The following is a 14260-nucleotide window of genomic DNA, read 5'->3' as shown; positions in this document are numbered from 1 at the left end:
ATGCAAATTCCTGTTTCCGTCCAGACGGTCGGTCTGCTGGCCTTGTCGAACGTATTCATGACCGTCGCCTGGTATGGCCACCTGAAAAACCTGGCAAGCAAACCCTGGTGGATCGCGGCGCTGATCAGCTGGTCAATTGCGCTGTTCGAGTACCTGTTGCAGGTACCGGCCAACCGCATCGGCTACACTGAATTCAGCCTGGCGCAGCTCAAGATCATGCAAGAGGCGATTACGCTTTCGATCTTCGTTCCGTTCGCCATACTATACATGAACGAGCCATTCAAACTCGATTACGTGTGGGCAGCCCTGTGCCTGGTCGGTGCCGTCTATTTCATTTTCCGTTCATGAGTCTCGATCGCTACAAGTACATTGTCGTCGAAGGCCCCATCGGGGTCGGCAAAACCAGCCTCGCGCGCAAGCTGGCGGAAGCCTTTCACGCGCAGACGCTGCTTGAGCACCCGCAGGAAAATCCTTTCCTCGAAAAGTTTTATCGTGACCCGACACACTACGCGCTGTCCGCACAGATGTTTTTCCTGTTCCAGCGCATGAATCAGCTGCGCGAACTGGCGCAAACTGACCTGTTCAACGTACGCATGATCTCGGACTTTCTGCTCGACAAGGATCCGATTTTTGCCAGGCTCACACTCGACGACGACGAACTCAAGCTGTACCAGCAACTGTACGACCATCTGCGACCGCAGGCACCCGTGCCGGACCTGGTTGTCTACCTGCAGGCGCAGCCCGAAACCCTGGTTGAACGTGTGCGCAAGCGCGGGATTGCGATGGAAGCCGGTATCTCGGAAATGTACCTGTACCGGCTCTGTGAAAGTTACAGCCGTTTCTTTTATCATTACGACGCCGCGCCGCTGCTCATCGTCAATACGGAACACCTGAATCCGATCGAGCGCGACGACGACTTCAACCTGCTCCTTCAACGCATCGATACCATGCGCGGCAAGCGGGAGTTTTTCAACCTCGGGGAATAATCATGGCAGGATATCTGCAAGAAGGCGAACCGGTCGGCCGCACCAAGGCGGTGACTGTGCCGGCGCTGCTGGCAATGCGCAACGCGGGCGAAAAGATCGCGATGCTAACCTGTTATGACGCCAGCTTTGCGTCACTGATGGATCGCTGCGGCGTGGATGTGCTGCTGGTCGGTGATTCACTCGGCAATGTGTGCCAGGGGCATACTTCTACCCTGCCCGTTACCTTGACCGACATCGCCTATCACACTGCTTCGGTGGCACGCGGCAACAAGAACGCCCTGCTGATCGCGGATATGCCTTTCGGCACCTACGCGACACCGGAATCGGCGTTTGAGAATGCGGTCAAGCTGATGCAGGCCGGTGCGCAGATGGTCAAGCTCGAAGGTGGCGCGTGGCTGGTCGAGACGGTGCGTTTTCTGACCGAGCGCGCGGTGCCGGTGTGTGCGCACCTCGGACTGACGCCGCAATCGGTGCATCAGCTGGGCGGATTCAAGGTGCAGGGCAAGACCGCGGAAGGCGCTGAAAAGTTAAAGGCTGACGCTCTCGCCTTGCAGGAAGCCGGCGCATCGATCCTCGTGCTCGAAGCCATCCCGAGCGCACTTGGCAAGGAAGTTACCGAGATGCTGGCAATGCCGACTATCGGTATTGGCGCGGGTGTGGATTGCTCGGGACAGGTTCTTGTGATGCACGATATGCTGGGCGTGTTCCCCGGCCGCAAGGCGCGTTTCGTGAAAAACTTCATGGAGGGGCAGACCAGTATTGATGCTGCGGTGCGTGCCTATATCGCAGCGGTCAAGGACAAGTCTTTCCCGGCGGCTGAACACTGTTTCTAGTATTTCTCCGGCGGCGCTTATGCGCCGTCGGCACCGCGTTCAGCGCTGCTCCTCTTCGTAGCGCGCCATGGTCTCGGGTAGCTTCGCCGCGAGTTCTTCGGCGCTGCTCACGCTTAGTCCCAGGTTGCGCAACAGACCATCTTGCAAGCCATAGATAAAGCTATGCACGGTCAATGACTGGCCACGTTCCCAGGCATCCTGCACGATGGTCGTCTGGCAGACATTGACCACCTGTTCCAGCACGTTGAGTTCGCACAGGCGGTCCTGCCTGACCTTGCTCGGCAAGGTTTCGCCGAGATAGCGCTCATGTTTCTGGTGCACGTCCTGTACGTGCCGCAGCCAGTTGTCGGCCAACCCGATACGACGACGCGCAAGCGCGGCATGCACACCGGAACAACCGTAATGCCCGTTGACAATCACATGCTTCACACCAAGCACATCAATGGCAAACTGCAGGACCGACAGGCAATTCAGGTCGGTATGCACTACCACGTTAGCCACATTGCGATGCACGAACAGTTCACCAGGCAAGAGGCCGACGATTTCGTTGGCCGGTACACGGCTGTCGGCACAGCCAATCCACAGGTATTCGGGTGACTGCTGGGAAGCGAGTTTTTTGAAGAAATCCGGGTCCTTGGCCACGATCGCGGCCGCCCAGTTGCGATTGTTCCGAAACAGATGTTCCAGGGTCTTGTTGTCGTTCGTCGGTGTCATCATGATGCCTTGCCAGATAATTCGGTTACGCGGACGTCCATGGTGATCCGGGTGGGATCGTCACGAAACGACTGGACGCAGATATGGCGCGAAGGTCGCGTGCAAAGCGAATTATACAGATGGAAAGTTGGGGGCCGAAGAAGGCCGGCCATGCGCGGGAACGCATGGATGCAGGATGTGGCGACGGTGATCGCCTACGATGATGATGCAAGCGGAATGCGATTCACCCGTAGCGAGTCTGTGATGCGCGTTATGGACGCTTCGGGTTTAGTAGAAACTTGACACACTCAACCCCATCCCAGCCATCCCCCTACCAAGGGGATGGGGCCGTGTCGCCGTCCGGCCAAGGTGGGAAGCCAAAAGTATCACCATGCTCCCGGTTACTTATTTAATGCATGCGCAGAGGTTACAGATAGGGTGTCAGGTGTTGCCACGCGGTTGCTCTTCCGGTTTTTCACCCAGCATCGCCGGTTTGAGTTTGGTATCGACCGGCTTGTCACCTATCCAGATCTTGAGCAAGGCGTTGTAGAAAGTCGGATCGGGAAGAGCGTCCGACACCTTCTTTCCATTGACGTGAATGATGGTACCAGTGTCAGGTATCCAGTCTGTCGTGAGGATATCGCCCTTTTTCAACTCAGGAATGGATGCAAAAATTTCACCGAACTTCTGCAGCTGGTTGATGTACTTCACTTTTTCGTTACGATCACTGTTCTGGTTGATGCCAGCCATGAAGCCGCGCCCCAGTTCTTCATTACTCACATCGCGCAGCATTACGATGGTCACCCTTTTGGCACCCGGCGCAGCGAGCACATCCGGCACGGTGTTTTTCTTTTCCGCGAGGTAAAGGCCTGCTACGTACACTTTAAAAATCGCTTTGTAGCGAATGCCGGCACCATTGAGCTTCAGGTCCTGGTTGGCAAGGCGAACCGTGTCGTCCAGCTTGATGCCAGCCACCTCGGCAGCCTGCGCCGAACCGGTAGCCATGGCAGCAGTCATGCAGGCTGCAATAAATGCATGGGTAGTGCGAAAGCCAGGTTTCATATTGTCTCCGTGAGTGAGGCCACCACGCTGATGGAATCAAATAGTTATTATTTATAGAACGACCGTTTTATTATGCGGAGATTAACTAGAGGTGTAACTCTAATTTCCATGCTTGCAAGTACTATTTCCACGAAAAAAGCCGCCTGATCGAGATGATCAGGCGGCTTTTTGATTTGCCGCAAACGACAGTAGGTGCCTGGATTGGCAAGGTGTTGCGCTCCTTCGCTTCAGCTTTTCTGGCTAAAGCGAAGAACTAAGCCTTATTCAAAGAACTCCTTGACCTTGTCTTTCCAGGACTTGCTTTGTGGGCTGTGCTTGGAACCACCGGCATTGGTCAACTGCTCGAATTCCTGCAGCAGTTCTTTCTGGCGGTCAGTCAGCTTCACAGGTGTTTCGACAACAACATGACAGAACAGGTCGCCCGCATAACCGGAACGCACGCCCTTGATACCCTTGCTACGCAAGCGGAACGTCTTGCCCGACTGCGTGCCTTCCGGCAGTGTGAACGACGCCTTGCCATTCAAAGTCGGCACTTCCACTTCGCCGCCGAGCGCAGCCTTCGCAAACGACACCGGAATTTCGCAATGCAGGTCGTCGCCGTCACGCTGGAACACCGGATGCGGCTTGATGCGGATTTCCACATACAGGTCGCCCGGCGGACCACCATTCATGCCCGGTTCTCCGTTGCCCGATGAGCGGATACGCATGCCGTCGTCGATACCGGCAGGGATCTTCACTTCCAGTGTCTTGTTGCGTTTGATGCGTCCGGCACCGCTGCAGGTGGGGCATGGCGTCGGAATGATCTTGCCGGTGCCGTGGCACTTGGGGCAAGTCTGCTGGATGCTGAAGAAGCCTTGCTGCATGCGTACCTGGCCCTGGCCACCGCAGGTGGTACAGGTGGTCGGCGAGGTGCCCGGCTTGGCGCCCGAACCGTGACAGGTGTCGCACTCGTCCCAGGACGGCACGCGAATCGTCGTGTCGTAGCCATGAGCCGCTTGTTCCAGTGTAATTTCGAGGTTGTAGCGCAGATCGGCACCGCGATAAACCTGCGGACCGGCGCTGCGTCCGCCGCGTGCGCCCTGGCCAAAAATATCGCCAAAGATATCGCCGAACGCATCGCCGAAACCACCAAAGCCAGGCCCGCCTGCGCCGCCACCCATATTGGGATCCACCCCGGCGTGACCATACCGGTCATACGCTTCGCGCTTGCCGCCATCGGAAAGCATCTCGTAGGCTTCTTTCGCCTCCTTGAATTTCTCTTCTGCGCCCTTGCTGTCCGGATTGCGGTCCGGATGGTACTTCATCGCGAGCTTGCGGTACGCCTTCTTGATCTCTTCTTCCGAGGCGTTTTTCGCTACACCCAGTATTTCGTAATAATCACGCTTTGCCATGTTTTCGGCATCCTGAATTTAAGCAAAAACGCCGAGCCGACGATCGCTAGACGATCTTCGGCTCGGCGGGTCATCACGGCGCGAGCCGTATGACTGGATTATTTATCTTTGACTTCCTTGAAGTCAGCGTCGACAACATCTTCTTCCTTGGCACCGGACTCGGATGCACCGCCTGCCGCACCGGCTGCGCCGGCCGCACCAGCCTGCTCAGCTTGCGCATCGGCGTACATCTTTTCACCCAGCTTCTGGGCCGAAGTCGACAGCGCTGCGACCTTGGCATCGATGTCGGCCTTGTCGTTACCCTTGAGGGCTTCTTCCAGGTCCTTGATCGCTGCTTCGATCTTCTCTTTCTCGGAGCCGTCCAGCTTGTCGCCGTACTCGGTCAATGCCTTCTTGGTCGAGTGTACCAGTGCATCGCCCTGGTTACGCGCGTCAGCCAGTTCCTTCAGCTTCTTGTCTTCATCGGCATAGAGCTCGGCGTCCTTCACCATCTTCTGGATTTCGTCTTCGGTCAGACCGGAGTTCGCCTTGATGGTGATCTTGTTTTCCTTGCCCGAAGCCTTGTCTTTCGCACCGACATGCAGGATGCCGTTGGCGTCGATGTCGAAAGTCACTTCTACCTGCGGGACACCGCGCGGTGCCGGCGGGATGCCTTCGAGGTTGAACTCGCCCAGCAACTTGTTGCCGGTCGCGATTTCGCGCTCGCCCTGATACACCTTGATCGTCACCGCCGGCTGGTTGTCGTCGGCGGTCGAGAACACCTGGCTGAACTTGGTCGGGATCGTGGTGTTCTTCTGGATCATCTTGGTCATCACGCCACCGAGTGTCTCGATACCGAGCGACAGCGGCGTCACGTCGAGCAGCAACAGGTCCTTGCGGTCGCCGGACAACACGGAACCCTGGATCGCAGCACCCACAGCAACCGCTTCATCCGGATTGACGTCCTTGCGCGGATCCTTGCCGAAGAATTCCTTGACCTTTTCCTGCACCTTCGGCATACGCGTCATACCGCCGACCAGGATTACGTCCTGGATGTCGGAAACCTTGACGCCCGCATCCTTGATGGCAACGCGGCATGGCTCGATGGTACGGGTGATCAGTTCCTCAACCAGGGACTCCAGCTTGGCGCGGGTAACCTTCATGTTGAGGTGAACCGGTGCGCCATTGACCATGGCGATGTACGGCTCGTTGATCTCGGTCTGCTGCGATGAGGACAGCTCGATCTTTGCGCGCTCGGCCGATGCCTTGATGCGCTGCAGTGCGATCGCGTCCTTCGACAGGTCGAGGCCGTTGATCTTCTTGAATTCATCGATGATGTAATCGATGACGCGCTGGTCGAAGTCTTCACCGCCGAGGAAAGTATCGCCGTTGGTGGACAGCACTTCAAACTGCATTTCGCCGTCAACGTCCGCGATCTCGATGATGGAGATATCGAAGGTACCGCCGCCGAGGTCATACACGGCGATCTTGCGGTCACCCTTGCCGCTCTTGTCGAGGCCGAATGCCAGCGCAGCCGCGGTCGGCTCATTGATGATGCGCTTGACGTCCAGACCAGCGATACGACCGGCATCCTTGGTTGCCTGACGCTGTGCGTCATTGAAGTAAGCCGGTACGGTGATCACGGCTTCGGTGACTTCTTCGCCGAGGTAGTCTTCAGCGGTTTTCTTCATCTTGCGCAGCACTTCTGCCGAAACCTGCTGTGCGGCGAGCTTCTTGTCGCGCACTTGTACCCAGGCGTCGCCGTTGTCGGCCTTGACGATCTGGTACGGCATCAGGTTGATGTCCTTCTGGACTTCTTTTTCGTCAAATTTGCGGCCGATCAGGCGCTTGACTGCATAAAGGGTGTTTTTAGGGTTGGTCACAGCCTGACGCTTGGCAGGTGCACCGACCAGAATTTCGCCGTCTTCCTGATATGCGACCACGGAAGGCGTGGTGCGCGAACCTTCGGAGTTCTCGATGACTTTCGGCTGACCGCCTTCCATGATGGCGACACAGGAGTTGGTCGTGCCCAAGTCAATACCAATGATCTTGCCCATAATGTGTTCCTTTAAAAAAGCTGGATTTCTAATGTGTTGAATATGTGGAATAAAGTGTCTGTTTCAAGTCTTTTTGAAGCCCGTTTTTTCAATTTTTTGCGGGTTACAGACAATTTTTCCATTTTCAGCAAACTTATTGCGCTACCGTCACGAGTGCCGGGCGCAAAAGGCGGTCGGCAATCATGTAACCCTTCTGAAGCACGCTGACAATGGTGTTGGCTTCCTGCTCGGCCGGCACCATGGAAATTGCCTGATGCTTCATCGGATCGAGCTTTTCGCCGGGCATCGGATTGATTTCCATCAGCCGGTTACGCTCAAAGGCGGCAGTCAGCTGCTTCAGGGTCATTTCGACACCTTCCTTCAGTGATTCCACTGCCGGCGTTTCCAGCTTCAGTGCCATTTCCAGGCTGTCCTTGACCGGAACCAGCGCCTCGGCAAAATTTTCAATGGCAAATTTATGTGCCTTGGCGATGTCTTCCTGTGCGCGACGACGGATGTTTTCCGTATCGGCCTTGGCCCGCAAGAATGCATCCTGCAGTTCATTCGCCTTGGCTTCAGCGGCGGCCAGTTTTTCTTCAACAGAAGGTCCGGCTGGTGCCGGTTGCGGTGGCGCGCTTTCGGCAGATGCCGTTTGTTCAGGCTGAACCACTTGTTCGACCTGTTCCTGAGTTTTCTCTTGATCTTGCATCACAAAAAGTCTCCAACAATCAATGACTTACCGTTAATTGCCTTACTACATGAGGGTAATCCATACTTTTTCAAGGGGATTTTTGAAACTTCCGAAGGAGTAATAAGCATCTGAGCTACCTGCGGATAAAGCTTGTTACACACTTTACCGAGCGGATGGCTTCCATTCGGTGTCATACGTATTACCATGAGATATAAACATTGCAACGCACCATGCGTCGCAAGGATCATCGAGCCATGATAAAACTTCATCTGATATCGGCAGCGATCGTCGCCTACTCGTTAATGGCGACGGCATGGATCTGCCAGGCAGAACTCTTGCCGCTACTATAGAAAATGCGACAACCGTAACGATTGTCGGGATCGCGTTTGGAGACGCTCAGTCGGATCCAATGCCTTATTCCCGCGCTCCAAGCAGGCTTGCCTGCTGTCGCGATACTTCAGCCTCTTTCCGCACCTCTTCTCGCATCATGGGCGTCAGGACGGTAGGCCAGCCGATCATATGCTGTTCCGCGATCTCGGCTAGGCCGGAAATCCAGGCGTGATCCTCATTGAGGCAGGGAACATAATGAAATTCCTTGCCGCCGGCGGTCAGGAAATCCTGCTTGGCCTCCATGGCGATTTCTTCCAGGGTTTCCAGGCAATCGCTGATAAAGCCGGGACAGATCACATCCACGCGACGCGTACCTTCCCTTGCCAGTTTTTGCAGCGTCGGCGCGGTATAGGGCTGCAGCCATTCGGCCTTGCCAAAGCGCGACTGGAAGGTCACGACATACTGTTCCGGACCGAGCTGCAATTGCTGGGCAAGCAGACGGCCGGTCTTCTGGCATTCGCAATGGTAAGGGTCGCCGAGCATGAGGGTACGCTTGGGAACGCCATGAAAGCTCATCACCAGCTTTTCCGGTTTGCCATGGTTGTCCCAATGGGCGAGGACACTTTTTTTGAGTGCCTGGATATAGCCTTCGTTATCGTGGTAATGCTTGACGAGGCGGAGTTCGGGAACGTTGCGCACCGTGCTGTAATGCTTGAAAACCGCATCGAAGATCGACGCCGTGGTAGTGCCGGAATATTGCGGATAGGCCGGTACGATCAGGATACGGTCGCAGCCGTCGGCCTTTAGTTTTTCCAGTACTTCCGGCAGGCCTGGCCGGCCATAGCGCATTGCATGCACCACTTGCACATCATGTCCGCGCTCACCAAGATAGCCGCGCAGCAAACTGGTCTGGCGCTCGGTATGCACGCGTAGCGGAGAACCATCGTTGGTCCAGATAGATGCATATTTCGCCGCTGATTTTGACGAGCGGAAGGGCAAAATGATGCCATTCAGAATGAACCACCACACCGCCTTCGGGATTTCGACCACCCGTGGATCTGACAGAAATTGCCGCAGGTAGCGGCGCACCGCCGGTGTGGTCGGTGCATCGGGCGTGCCGAGATTGACCAGCACGATGGCGGTCCTGGCGATGGTGCCGTGCTTGTAGGGCGGTTCTTTGTTGGGGCGCATTGTTTTTCTGGTCCAGTAATCGATGGCAATCGGTGCCGGCTTTGCCTGGCCTGACTCAGCTTAGTTCGAGCTGTTTAAGAGGCAAGCAGTTCACGCGCATGCTTGCGCGTGGTCGCGGTGATTTCGATTCCACCCAGCATGCGGGCAATTTCTTCAATTCGCGCCTTGGCGTCGAGTGCATCGATGCGCGACATGGTGCGCCCGTCGGTGCTGCGCTTGCTGACCTGGAAATGCTGGTTGGCCTGGCTGGCTACTTGTGGCAAGTGCGTCACGCAAAGTACCTGCCTGTCCTGGCCGAGGCGCTTGAGCAGACGCCCCACCACTTCGGCCACGCCGCCGCCGATGCCACTGTCGACCTCGTCGAAAATCAGGGTCGGCGTCGCGGTGGCGCTTGAGGTAATCACCGAAATCGCCAGCGAGATACGAGCGAGTTCGCCACCCGATGCCACTTTCGCCAACGGGCGAGCCGAGGTTCCTGCGTGGGCAGCCACCAGGAATTCGATTTGCTCGATGCCATAGGCAGCCGGCTCGCACGGATTCAGCGCGACTTCGAAACGTCCTCCCGCCATGCTCAGTTCCTGCATGGCCGCGGTAACTGCCTGGCTGAGAGCCGTGGCTGCCTTGGCGCGTGACTTCGACAGCTTTTGGGCAACCGCCATATAGGCTGCCTTCAGCTTTTCTTCCTGCGCCCGCATGGCGTCAAGGTCGGTGGCATCTGCTAGTTGTTTAAGCTGCGTCGACAGGCTTTCGTACTCCTGGGGCAGATCTTCCGGTGCAACACGGAACTTGCGTGCGGTCGAATGGATGGCATCCAGCCTGGCTTCCACGGTATGCAGGCGCACCGGATCAAGTTCGACGCGGCCAAGATAATCGTTGAGGCTGTATACCGCTTCCTGCAACTGGATGCGTGCGGGTTCAAGGGCTTCCACGACCGGCTTGAGGGCGTTATCGATATCGGCCAGCTTGCTCAGCTTCAGCGTCAGCGAGGTAAGCTGCGACAGCATCGGGCTGGTGTCGGATTCGGAAATGATCCCGAGTGCCTCCTGTGCGCCCTCGATCAGGCTCGCCGCATGCGAGAGACGGCTGTGCTCGGTACTGATGTCGCCCCATTCGCCCGGTTTGACGGCCAGCTTTTCGAGTTCGCCGACTTGCCACTCCAGGCGTTCGCGTTCCAGCAGCACGCTCTTGGCATTGGCTTCGAATTCTTCGCGCTGCCTGGCCAGTGCGCGCCAGGTCTTGTACGCTGCCGCGACCGCCTTGGCGTCCTCCAGCAAACCGGCCTGGCTGTCGAGCAGGACGCGCTGTGCGTCGTTCTTCAGCAGCGACTGGTGCGCATGCTGTCCGTGGATGTCGACCAGCATTTCGCCAAGTTCGCGCAATTGCGATGCGGTCGCCGAGACGCCGTTGATATATGCCTTGGACCGGCCTGCATTGTCGATCACACGGCGCAGCAGCACACCGCCATCATCGTCATTGCTGAAGTCATGTTCGGACAACCAGGCGTCGATGTCGCCGGCACTGCTGAATTCGGCAGTGATGTCGGTTTTGCCGGCGCCTTCGCGTACGACGCTGGCATCGCCTCGCCCGCCAAGGGCCAGGGCCAGCGCGTCGATCAGAATGGATTTACCGGCGCCGGTCTCGCCAGTGAATACGGTAAAGCCGGGGGCAAATTCCAGTTCGATCGAATCGACAATGACAAAATCGCGTATCGAAAGTGTACGAAGCATGGTTATTTCTAATATAAGAGTCGCGGCAATACAAAACCTGAGAACAATGGCAGCTGCACCGCAGTTGGCAAGTGTGGCGCCGTTCCCAGGTCTGGTTCACCGTGGTTGATTGGTCCCGTGGCAAGGCGCTATTTTAACTTCCCCGTGACCGAGGGATATTCGTTCCAGTGCAGCTTTTCGCGCAGGGTGTCGTAATAACTCCAACCCTGCGGATGCAGGAAGGTAATGGTGTGGGCAGAGCGTCGGATCACAATCCGGTCGTGATGCTGCAGACTGGCCAGGGATTGCATGTCGAAATTCACACTCACTTCGCGCCCGCCCATGATTTCAATCACGATATTGCTGGAATCGGGCACAACGATGGGCCGGTTGGACAAGGCATGCGGCGCAATCGGCACCAGCGCCAGGCCGGAAAGGCTGGGATGCAGCAAGGGCCCGCCCGCCGACAGTGAGTAAGCGGTGGAACCGGTTGGAGTGGAAACAATCAGACCGTCTGAACGCTGGTTGTACATGAAGCGCCCATCCACCTCGACCTTTAACTCAACCATGCCCGTTGTCGGTCCGCGCGCCACGACAATGTCGTTAAATGCCAGTGCATGAAAAATCTGCTGTCCGTCGCGGAACACCGTTCCTTCGAGCAGGCTGCGCTGTTCCGACTCGAGATTACCGCGCAACATTTCCGACAGGACCGCGATCATGCTGTCCTGGGAAATATCGGTCATGAAACCAAGGCGCCCCTGGTTGATACCGATCAGGGGGACGTGGTAAGGCGCGAGCTGGCGCGCTATCCCCAGCATGGTGCCGTCGCCCCCGACGACGATGGCAACATCGGCCTTCTGGCCGATCTCCTGAGCGGTCATGGATTCCACTGCCGGCATGCCGACGTTGCGGGCGGTTTCGGCTTCGAGAACGACATGGTGCCCCTTGTCAAGAAGGAAGTTTGCGATGTCAGACAAGGACTGCTCGATTCCGGCGGCCATGTATTTGCCGATGACGGCAATGGTCCGGAAGGCAAGCGGTCTGGTAGGAGGCGTGATCGGCAACATGCTGGAGATTAGACCATAATTTCGTGAGCTGAGACAGGAAGCGCCATCAGGCCCCCTGGTCAATTTTTGTAAAACCCTGTTGAAACCTGGATCCCGGACGCCATATGTCAGTTATTAAAGCCGTGCTGTTTGACCTGGACGATACCCTGTGGCCTATTGTGCCTGTCATCAAGCGCGCGGAAAACCTGTTATTTGAATGGTTGCAGGCCAACGTGCCGACAGTGGCCGCCCGCGTGTCGATTGATGGCATGCGCGCGCGCCGGCAGGTCTTGATGGAAACCGATCCGGTTTATCAGCTGGACTTGCGGGCATTGCGGCATGCAGTGTTGAAAGAGGCATTCATGGACGCTGGTGAGGAGCTTTCGCTGGTTGACGAGGCAATGCATGTATTTTCCCGGGCGCGCAACGAAGTGCCGTTGTTTCCGGATGTCGAGCCAGCCTTGCGCGGATTGCGCGAACACTATGCCTTGGCATCGGTATCGAATGGTGTGTCGGATCTGGAGGCCATCGGTATTGCGCACTTGTTTGACGCTACCATTGCCGCGCACAGTTTCGGTTTGGCCAAGCCGGACGCTGCAATTTTTCATGCGGCCTGTGAAGCACTCAATGTTGCGCCTGGTGAAGCCGTTTATGTTGGCGACGATCCACGGCTTGACGTTGATGGTGCACAAAAAGCCGGACTGCGCGCCGTGTGGATGAATCGCAAGGAATTGCAGCCGTTACGGCCGCTGCCGGAAGGCATTACGCCCGATGCGGTGTGTTCCGATCTGGTCGAATTAGACTGCTGGCTGCAACAACTGCGGTAAAACTCTGATAACAATCAAGTTTTTCTGACTCTGGATGGCAACAGAAAGTGGCACTGGCCGTCTGGCGTCGTTAGAATAACTGTATGCAACTCGATACTCGCGCACAAACTTTACTGAAAGCACTGGTCGAACGGTATATCGCCGACGGTCAACCGGTCGGTTCACGCGCGCTTTCCAAGATCTCGGGACTCGACCTGTCACCGGCGACTATCCGCAACATCATGGCGGACCTGGAAGAAATGGGTTTCGTGGCCAGTCCGCATACCTCCGCCGGTCGCATTCCGACTCCCCGCGGTTACCGGATGTTCGTTGACACCCTGCTGACCGTGCAAGCGATCGACGAATCGACAGTCGAAGCGAGGATGCAAAAACAGCTGCAGCTGAAGTCGCCGCAAAAGATCATTTCCAACGCGGCGCAGATCCTCTCATCGCTGTCGCAGTTCGCCGGCGTCGTGATGACACCACGTCATGAATCGATTTTTCAGCAGATCGAGTTTCTTCGGCTGTCCGAGAAGCGCATCCTGCTGGTGATCGTGGCTCCGAATGGCGAAGTGCAGAATCGACTGCTGCTGACCGATGTCGATTACACACCGTCCCAGCTCATCCAGGCCGGCAATTATATTAACCAGCATTTCGCCGGCTTGAGTTTCGACGACATTCGCAACCGAATTCAAAACGAGCTGCGCCAGCTGCGCGACGACATGACGCGCCTGATGCAGGCTGCCGTAGAAGCCGGTAGCGACGCCATGTCGGACAATGGCGAAGATGTGGTGATTTCCGGTGAGCGCAATCTGCTCAGCGTCACCGATCTTGCCTCGAACATGACTTCATTGCGCAAGTTGTTTGACTTGTTCGAACAAAAGACCAGCCTGATGCAGTTGCTTGACGTGTCGAGCAAGGCGGCCGGCGTACAGATTTTCATTGGCGGCGACTCGCAGTTGCTGCCGGTCGACGACATGAGCGTGGTTACCGCGCCATATGAAGTGAATGGCAAGATTGTCGGCACACTGGGCGTGATCGGACCGACACGCATGGCGTATGAACGAGTGATTCCGCTGGTCGACATTACGGCAAAGCTACTGTCCAACGCGCTCAGTCACACCTGAATTAAAACCATGAATCAGGTAGCCGGTCAGACAACTGCCCGCCGCGGAGGTCAGCTCTGCAACGGGATTCAGCCCATCATCAATTCCGCTACTGACTTGCTGTTGGCCAGGTCGAGTTTGACAAACTGCAGACCGACGCGAAAGCCGTCATTGCCGCTCAGGATGCTGTAAATAACTTTCGCCAAGCCCATCACGCGAACGGTTTTCCCGTTCAGCGGCGCTTCGAATCCCACCGTACATTCCTGACCTGGCCGCAGCTGCTCCCCAAGCATCAGGCTTAAACCACCAAGGGAAATATCGAGCGTACGTGCGCGCATGGGGCGGGCGGCGGAAGTGGCGTGGCCGGAACGCATTTGTAGCGCAGACGGGATATCGTTCATGAA

At 56.7% G+C, this 14260-nt stretch carries 14 protein-coding genes; 5 read left to right on the top strand and 9 right to left on the bottom strand.

Annotated features, from left to right (window positions below):
* Genes ACFQUU_RS18795 through panB form a run of 3 tightly spaced genes read left to right on the top strand, consistent with a single transcriptional unit; the run spans nt 1 to nt 1819 of the window.
* Nucleotides 1-348, top strand: coding sequence for a DMT family protein (locus tag ACFQUU_RS18795; RefSeq protein ID WP_382249654.1), 348 nt, complete (start codon nt 1-3; stop codon nt 346-348).
* Nucleotides 345-986, top strand: coding sequence for a deoxynucleoside kinase (locus ACFQUU_RS18790; protein ID WP_382249653.1), 642 nt, complete (start codon nt 345-347; stop codon nt 984-986). Before ACFQUU_RS18795 ends, ACFQUU_RS18790 begins: the two co-directional genes overlap by 4 nt.
* 2 nt (nt 987-988) lie before the next feature.
* Nucleotides 989-1819, top strand: coding sequence for a 3-methyl-2-oxobutanoate hydroxymethyltransferase (gene panB, locus ACFQUU_RS18785; protein ID WP_382249652.1), 831 nt, complete (start codon nt 989-991; stop codon nt 1817-1819).
* Between the two features lie 39 nt (nt 1820-1858).
* Here panB and can read toward each other — a convergent pair whose 3' ends face one another.
* From can to ACFQUU_RS18745, 8 genes are all read right to left on the bottom strand, one after another.
* On the bottom strand, nt 1859-2533 hold the full coding sequence (gene can / locus ACFQUU_RS18780) for a carbonate dehydratase (protein ID WP_382249757.1): 675 nt from the start codon (nt 2531-2533) through the stop codon (nt 1859-1861).
* A 420-nt stretch (nt 2534-2953) separates the two neighbouring features.
* The gene (locus ACFQUU_RS18775; RefSeq protein ID WP_382249651.1) at nt 2954-3574 is read right to left on the bottom strand and encodes a chalcone isomerase family protein; all 621 of its coding nucleotides are present in this window, start codon (nt 3572-3574) and stop codon (nt 2954-2956) included.
* Nucleotides 3575-3834: 260 nt separating this feature from the next.
* A complete protein-coding gene (gene dnaJ / locus ACFQUU_RS18770; protein WP_382249650.1) occupies nt 3835-4965 on the bottom strand; it encodes a molecular chaperone DnaJ in 1131 nt (376 codons plus the stop codon).
* Between the two features lie 98 nt (nt 4966-5063).
* The gene (gene dnaK / locus ACFQUU_RS18765) at nt 5064-7001 is read right to left on the bottom strand and encodes a molecular chaperone DnaK (protein WP_382249649.1); all 1938 of its coding nucleotides are present in this window, start codon (nt 6999-7001) and stop codon (nt 5064-5066) included.
* Between the two features lie 133 nt (nt 7002-7134).
* Nucleotides 7135-7689: a nucleotide exchange factor GrpE gene (gene grpE, locus ACFQUU_RS18760; protein ID WP_382249756.1), complete on the bottom strand. Its 555-nt coding sequence runs from the start codon at nt 7687-7689 to the stop codon at nt 7135-7137.
* A 396-nt stretch (nt 7690-8085) separates the two neighbouring features.
* Entirely contained in the window at nt 8086-9192 is a 1107-nt protein-coding gene (gene hemH / locus ACFQUU_RS18755) for a ferrochelatase (protein ID WP_382249648.1), read from the bottom strand.
* Nucleotides 9193-9266: 74 nt separating this feature from the next.
* The gene (gene recN, locus ACFQUU_RS18750) at nt 9267-10919 is read right to left on the bottom strand and encodes a DNA repair protein RecN (RefSeq protein WP_382249647.1); all 1653 of its coding nucleotides are present in this window, start codon (nt 10917-10919) and stop codon (nt 9267-9269) included.
* Nucleotides 10920-11047: 128 nt separating this feature from the next.
* A complete protein-coding gene (locus ACFQUU_RS18745; RefSeq protein WP_382249646.1) occupies nt 11048-11875 on the bottom strand; it encodes an NAD kinase in 828 nt (275 codons plus the stop codon).
* A gap of 194 nt (nt 11876-12069) precedes the next feature.
* Here ACFQUU_RS18745 and ACFQUU_RS18740 point away from each other — a divergent pair, with 194 nt between their 5' ends.
* Together ACFQUU_RS18740 and hrcA are read left to right on the top strand one after the other, a co-directional pair.
* Nucleotides 12070-12771: an HAD family hydrolase gene (locus ACFQUU_RS18740; protein WP_382249645.1), complete on the top strand. Its 702-nt coding sequence runs from the start codon at nt 12070-12072 to the stop codon at nt 12769-12771.
* A gap of 83 nt (nt 12772-12854) precedes the next feature.
* Nucleotides 12855-13877 (top strand): heat-inducible transcriptional repressor HrcA, encoded by a 1023-nt coding sequence (gene hrcA, locus ACFQUU_RS18735; protein ID WP_382249644.1) that lies wholly within the window; start codon nt 12855-12857, stop codon nt 13875-13877.
* 68 nt (nt 13878-13945) lie between these two features.
* Here the strand turns inward: hrcA and ACFQUU_RS18730 are convergent, their stop codons facing one another.
* Nucleotides 13946-14257, bottom strand: coding sequence for a PilZ domain-containing protein (locus ACFQUU_RS18730; protein WP_382249643.1), 312 nt, complete (start codon nt 14255-14257; stop codon nt 13946-13948).
* Nucleotides 14258-14260 lie beyond the last annotated feature (3 nt).

Source organism: Herbaspirillum sp. GCM10030257 (assembly GCF_042666555.1).
GTDB lineage: Bacteria > Pseudomonadota > Gammaproteobacteria > Burkholderiales > Burkholderiaceae_D > Noviherbaspirillum.
This window is presented reverse-complemented; position numbering and strand designations above follow the sequence as displayed.

Excerpts from the sequence above, each read along its gene's own strand:
- ACFQUU_RS18795 (WP_382249654.1), top strand. The coding sequence starts at position 1 with ATGCAAATTCCTGTTTCCGTCCAGACGGTCGGTCTGCTGGCCTTGTCG.
- ACFQUU_RS18790 (WP_382249653.1), top strand. The coding sequence starts at position 345 with ATGAGTCTCGATCGCTACAAGTACATTGTCGTCGAAGGCCCCATCGGG.
- panB (WP_382249652.1), top strand. The coding sequence starts at position 989 with ATGGCAGGATATCTGCAAGAAGGCGAACCGGTCGGCCGCACCAAGGCG.
- can (WP_382249757.1), bottom strand. The coding sequence starts at position 2,533 with ATGACACCGACGAACGACAACAAGACCCTGGAACATCTGTTTCGGAAC.
- ACFQUU_RS18775 (WP_382249651.1), bottom strand. The coding sequence starts at position 3,574 with ATGAAACCTGGCTTTCGCACTACCCATGCATTTATTGCAGCCTGCATG.
- dnaJ (WP_382249650.1), bottom strand. The coding sequence starts at position 4,965 with ATGGCAAAGCGTGATTATTACGAAATACTGGGTGTAGCGAAAAACGCC.
- dnaK (WP_382249649.1), bottom strand. The coding sequence starts at position 7,001 with ATGGGCAAGATCATTGGTATTGACTTGGGCACGACCAACTCCTGTGTC.
- grpE (WP_382249756.1), bottom strand. The coding sequence starts at position 7,689 with ATGCAAGATCAAGAGAAAACTCAGGAACAGGTCGAACAAGTGGTTCAG.
- hemH (WP_382249648.1), bottom strand. The coding sequence starts at position 9,192 with ATGCGCCCCAACAAAGAACCGCCCTACAAGCACGGCACCATCGCCAGG.
- recN (WP_382249647.1), bottom strand. The coding sequence starts at position 10,919 with ATGCTTCGTACACTTTCGATACGCGATTTTGTCATTGTCGATTCGATC.
- ACFQUU_RS18740 (WP_382249645.1), top strand. The coding sequence starts at position 12,070 with ATGTCAGTTATTAAAGCCGTGCTGTTTGACCTGGACGATACCCTGTGG.
- hrcA (WP_382249644.1), top strand. The coding sequence starts at position 12,855 with ATGCAACTCGATACTCGCGCACAAACTTTACTGAAAGCACTGGTCGAA.
- ACFQUU_RS18730 (WP_382249643.1), bottom strand. The coding sequence starts at position 14,257 with ATGAACGATATCCCGTCTGCGCTACAAATGCGTTCCGGCCACGCCACT.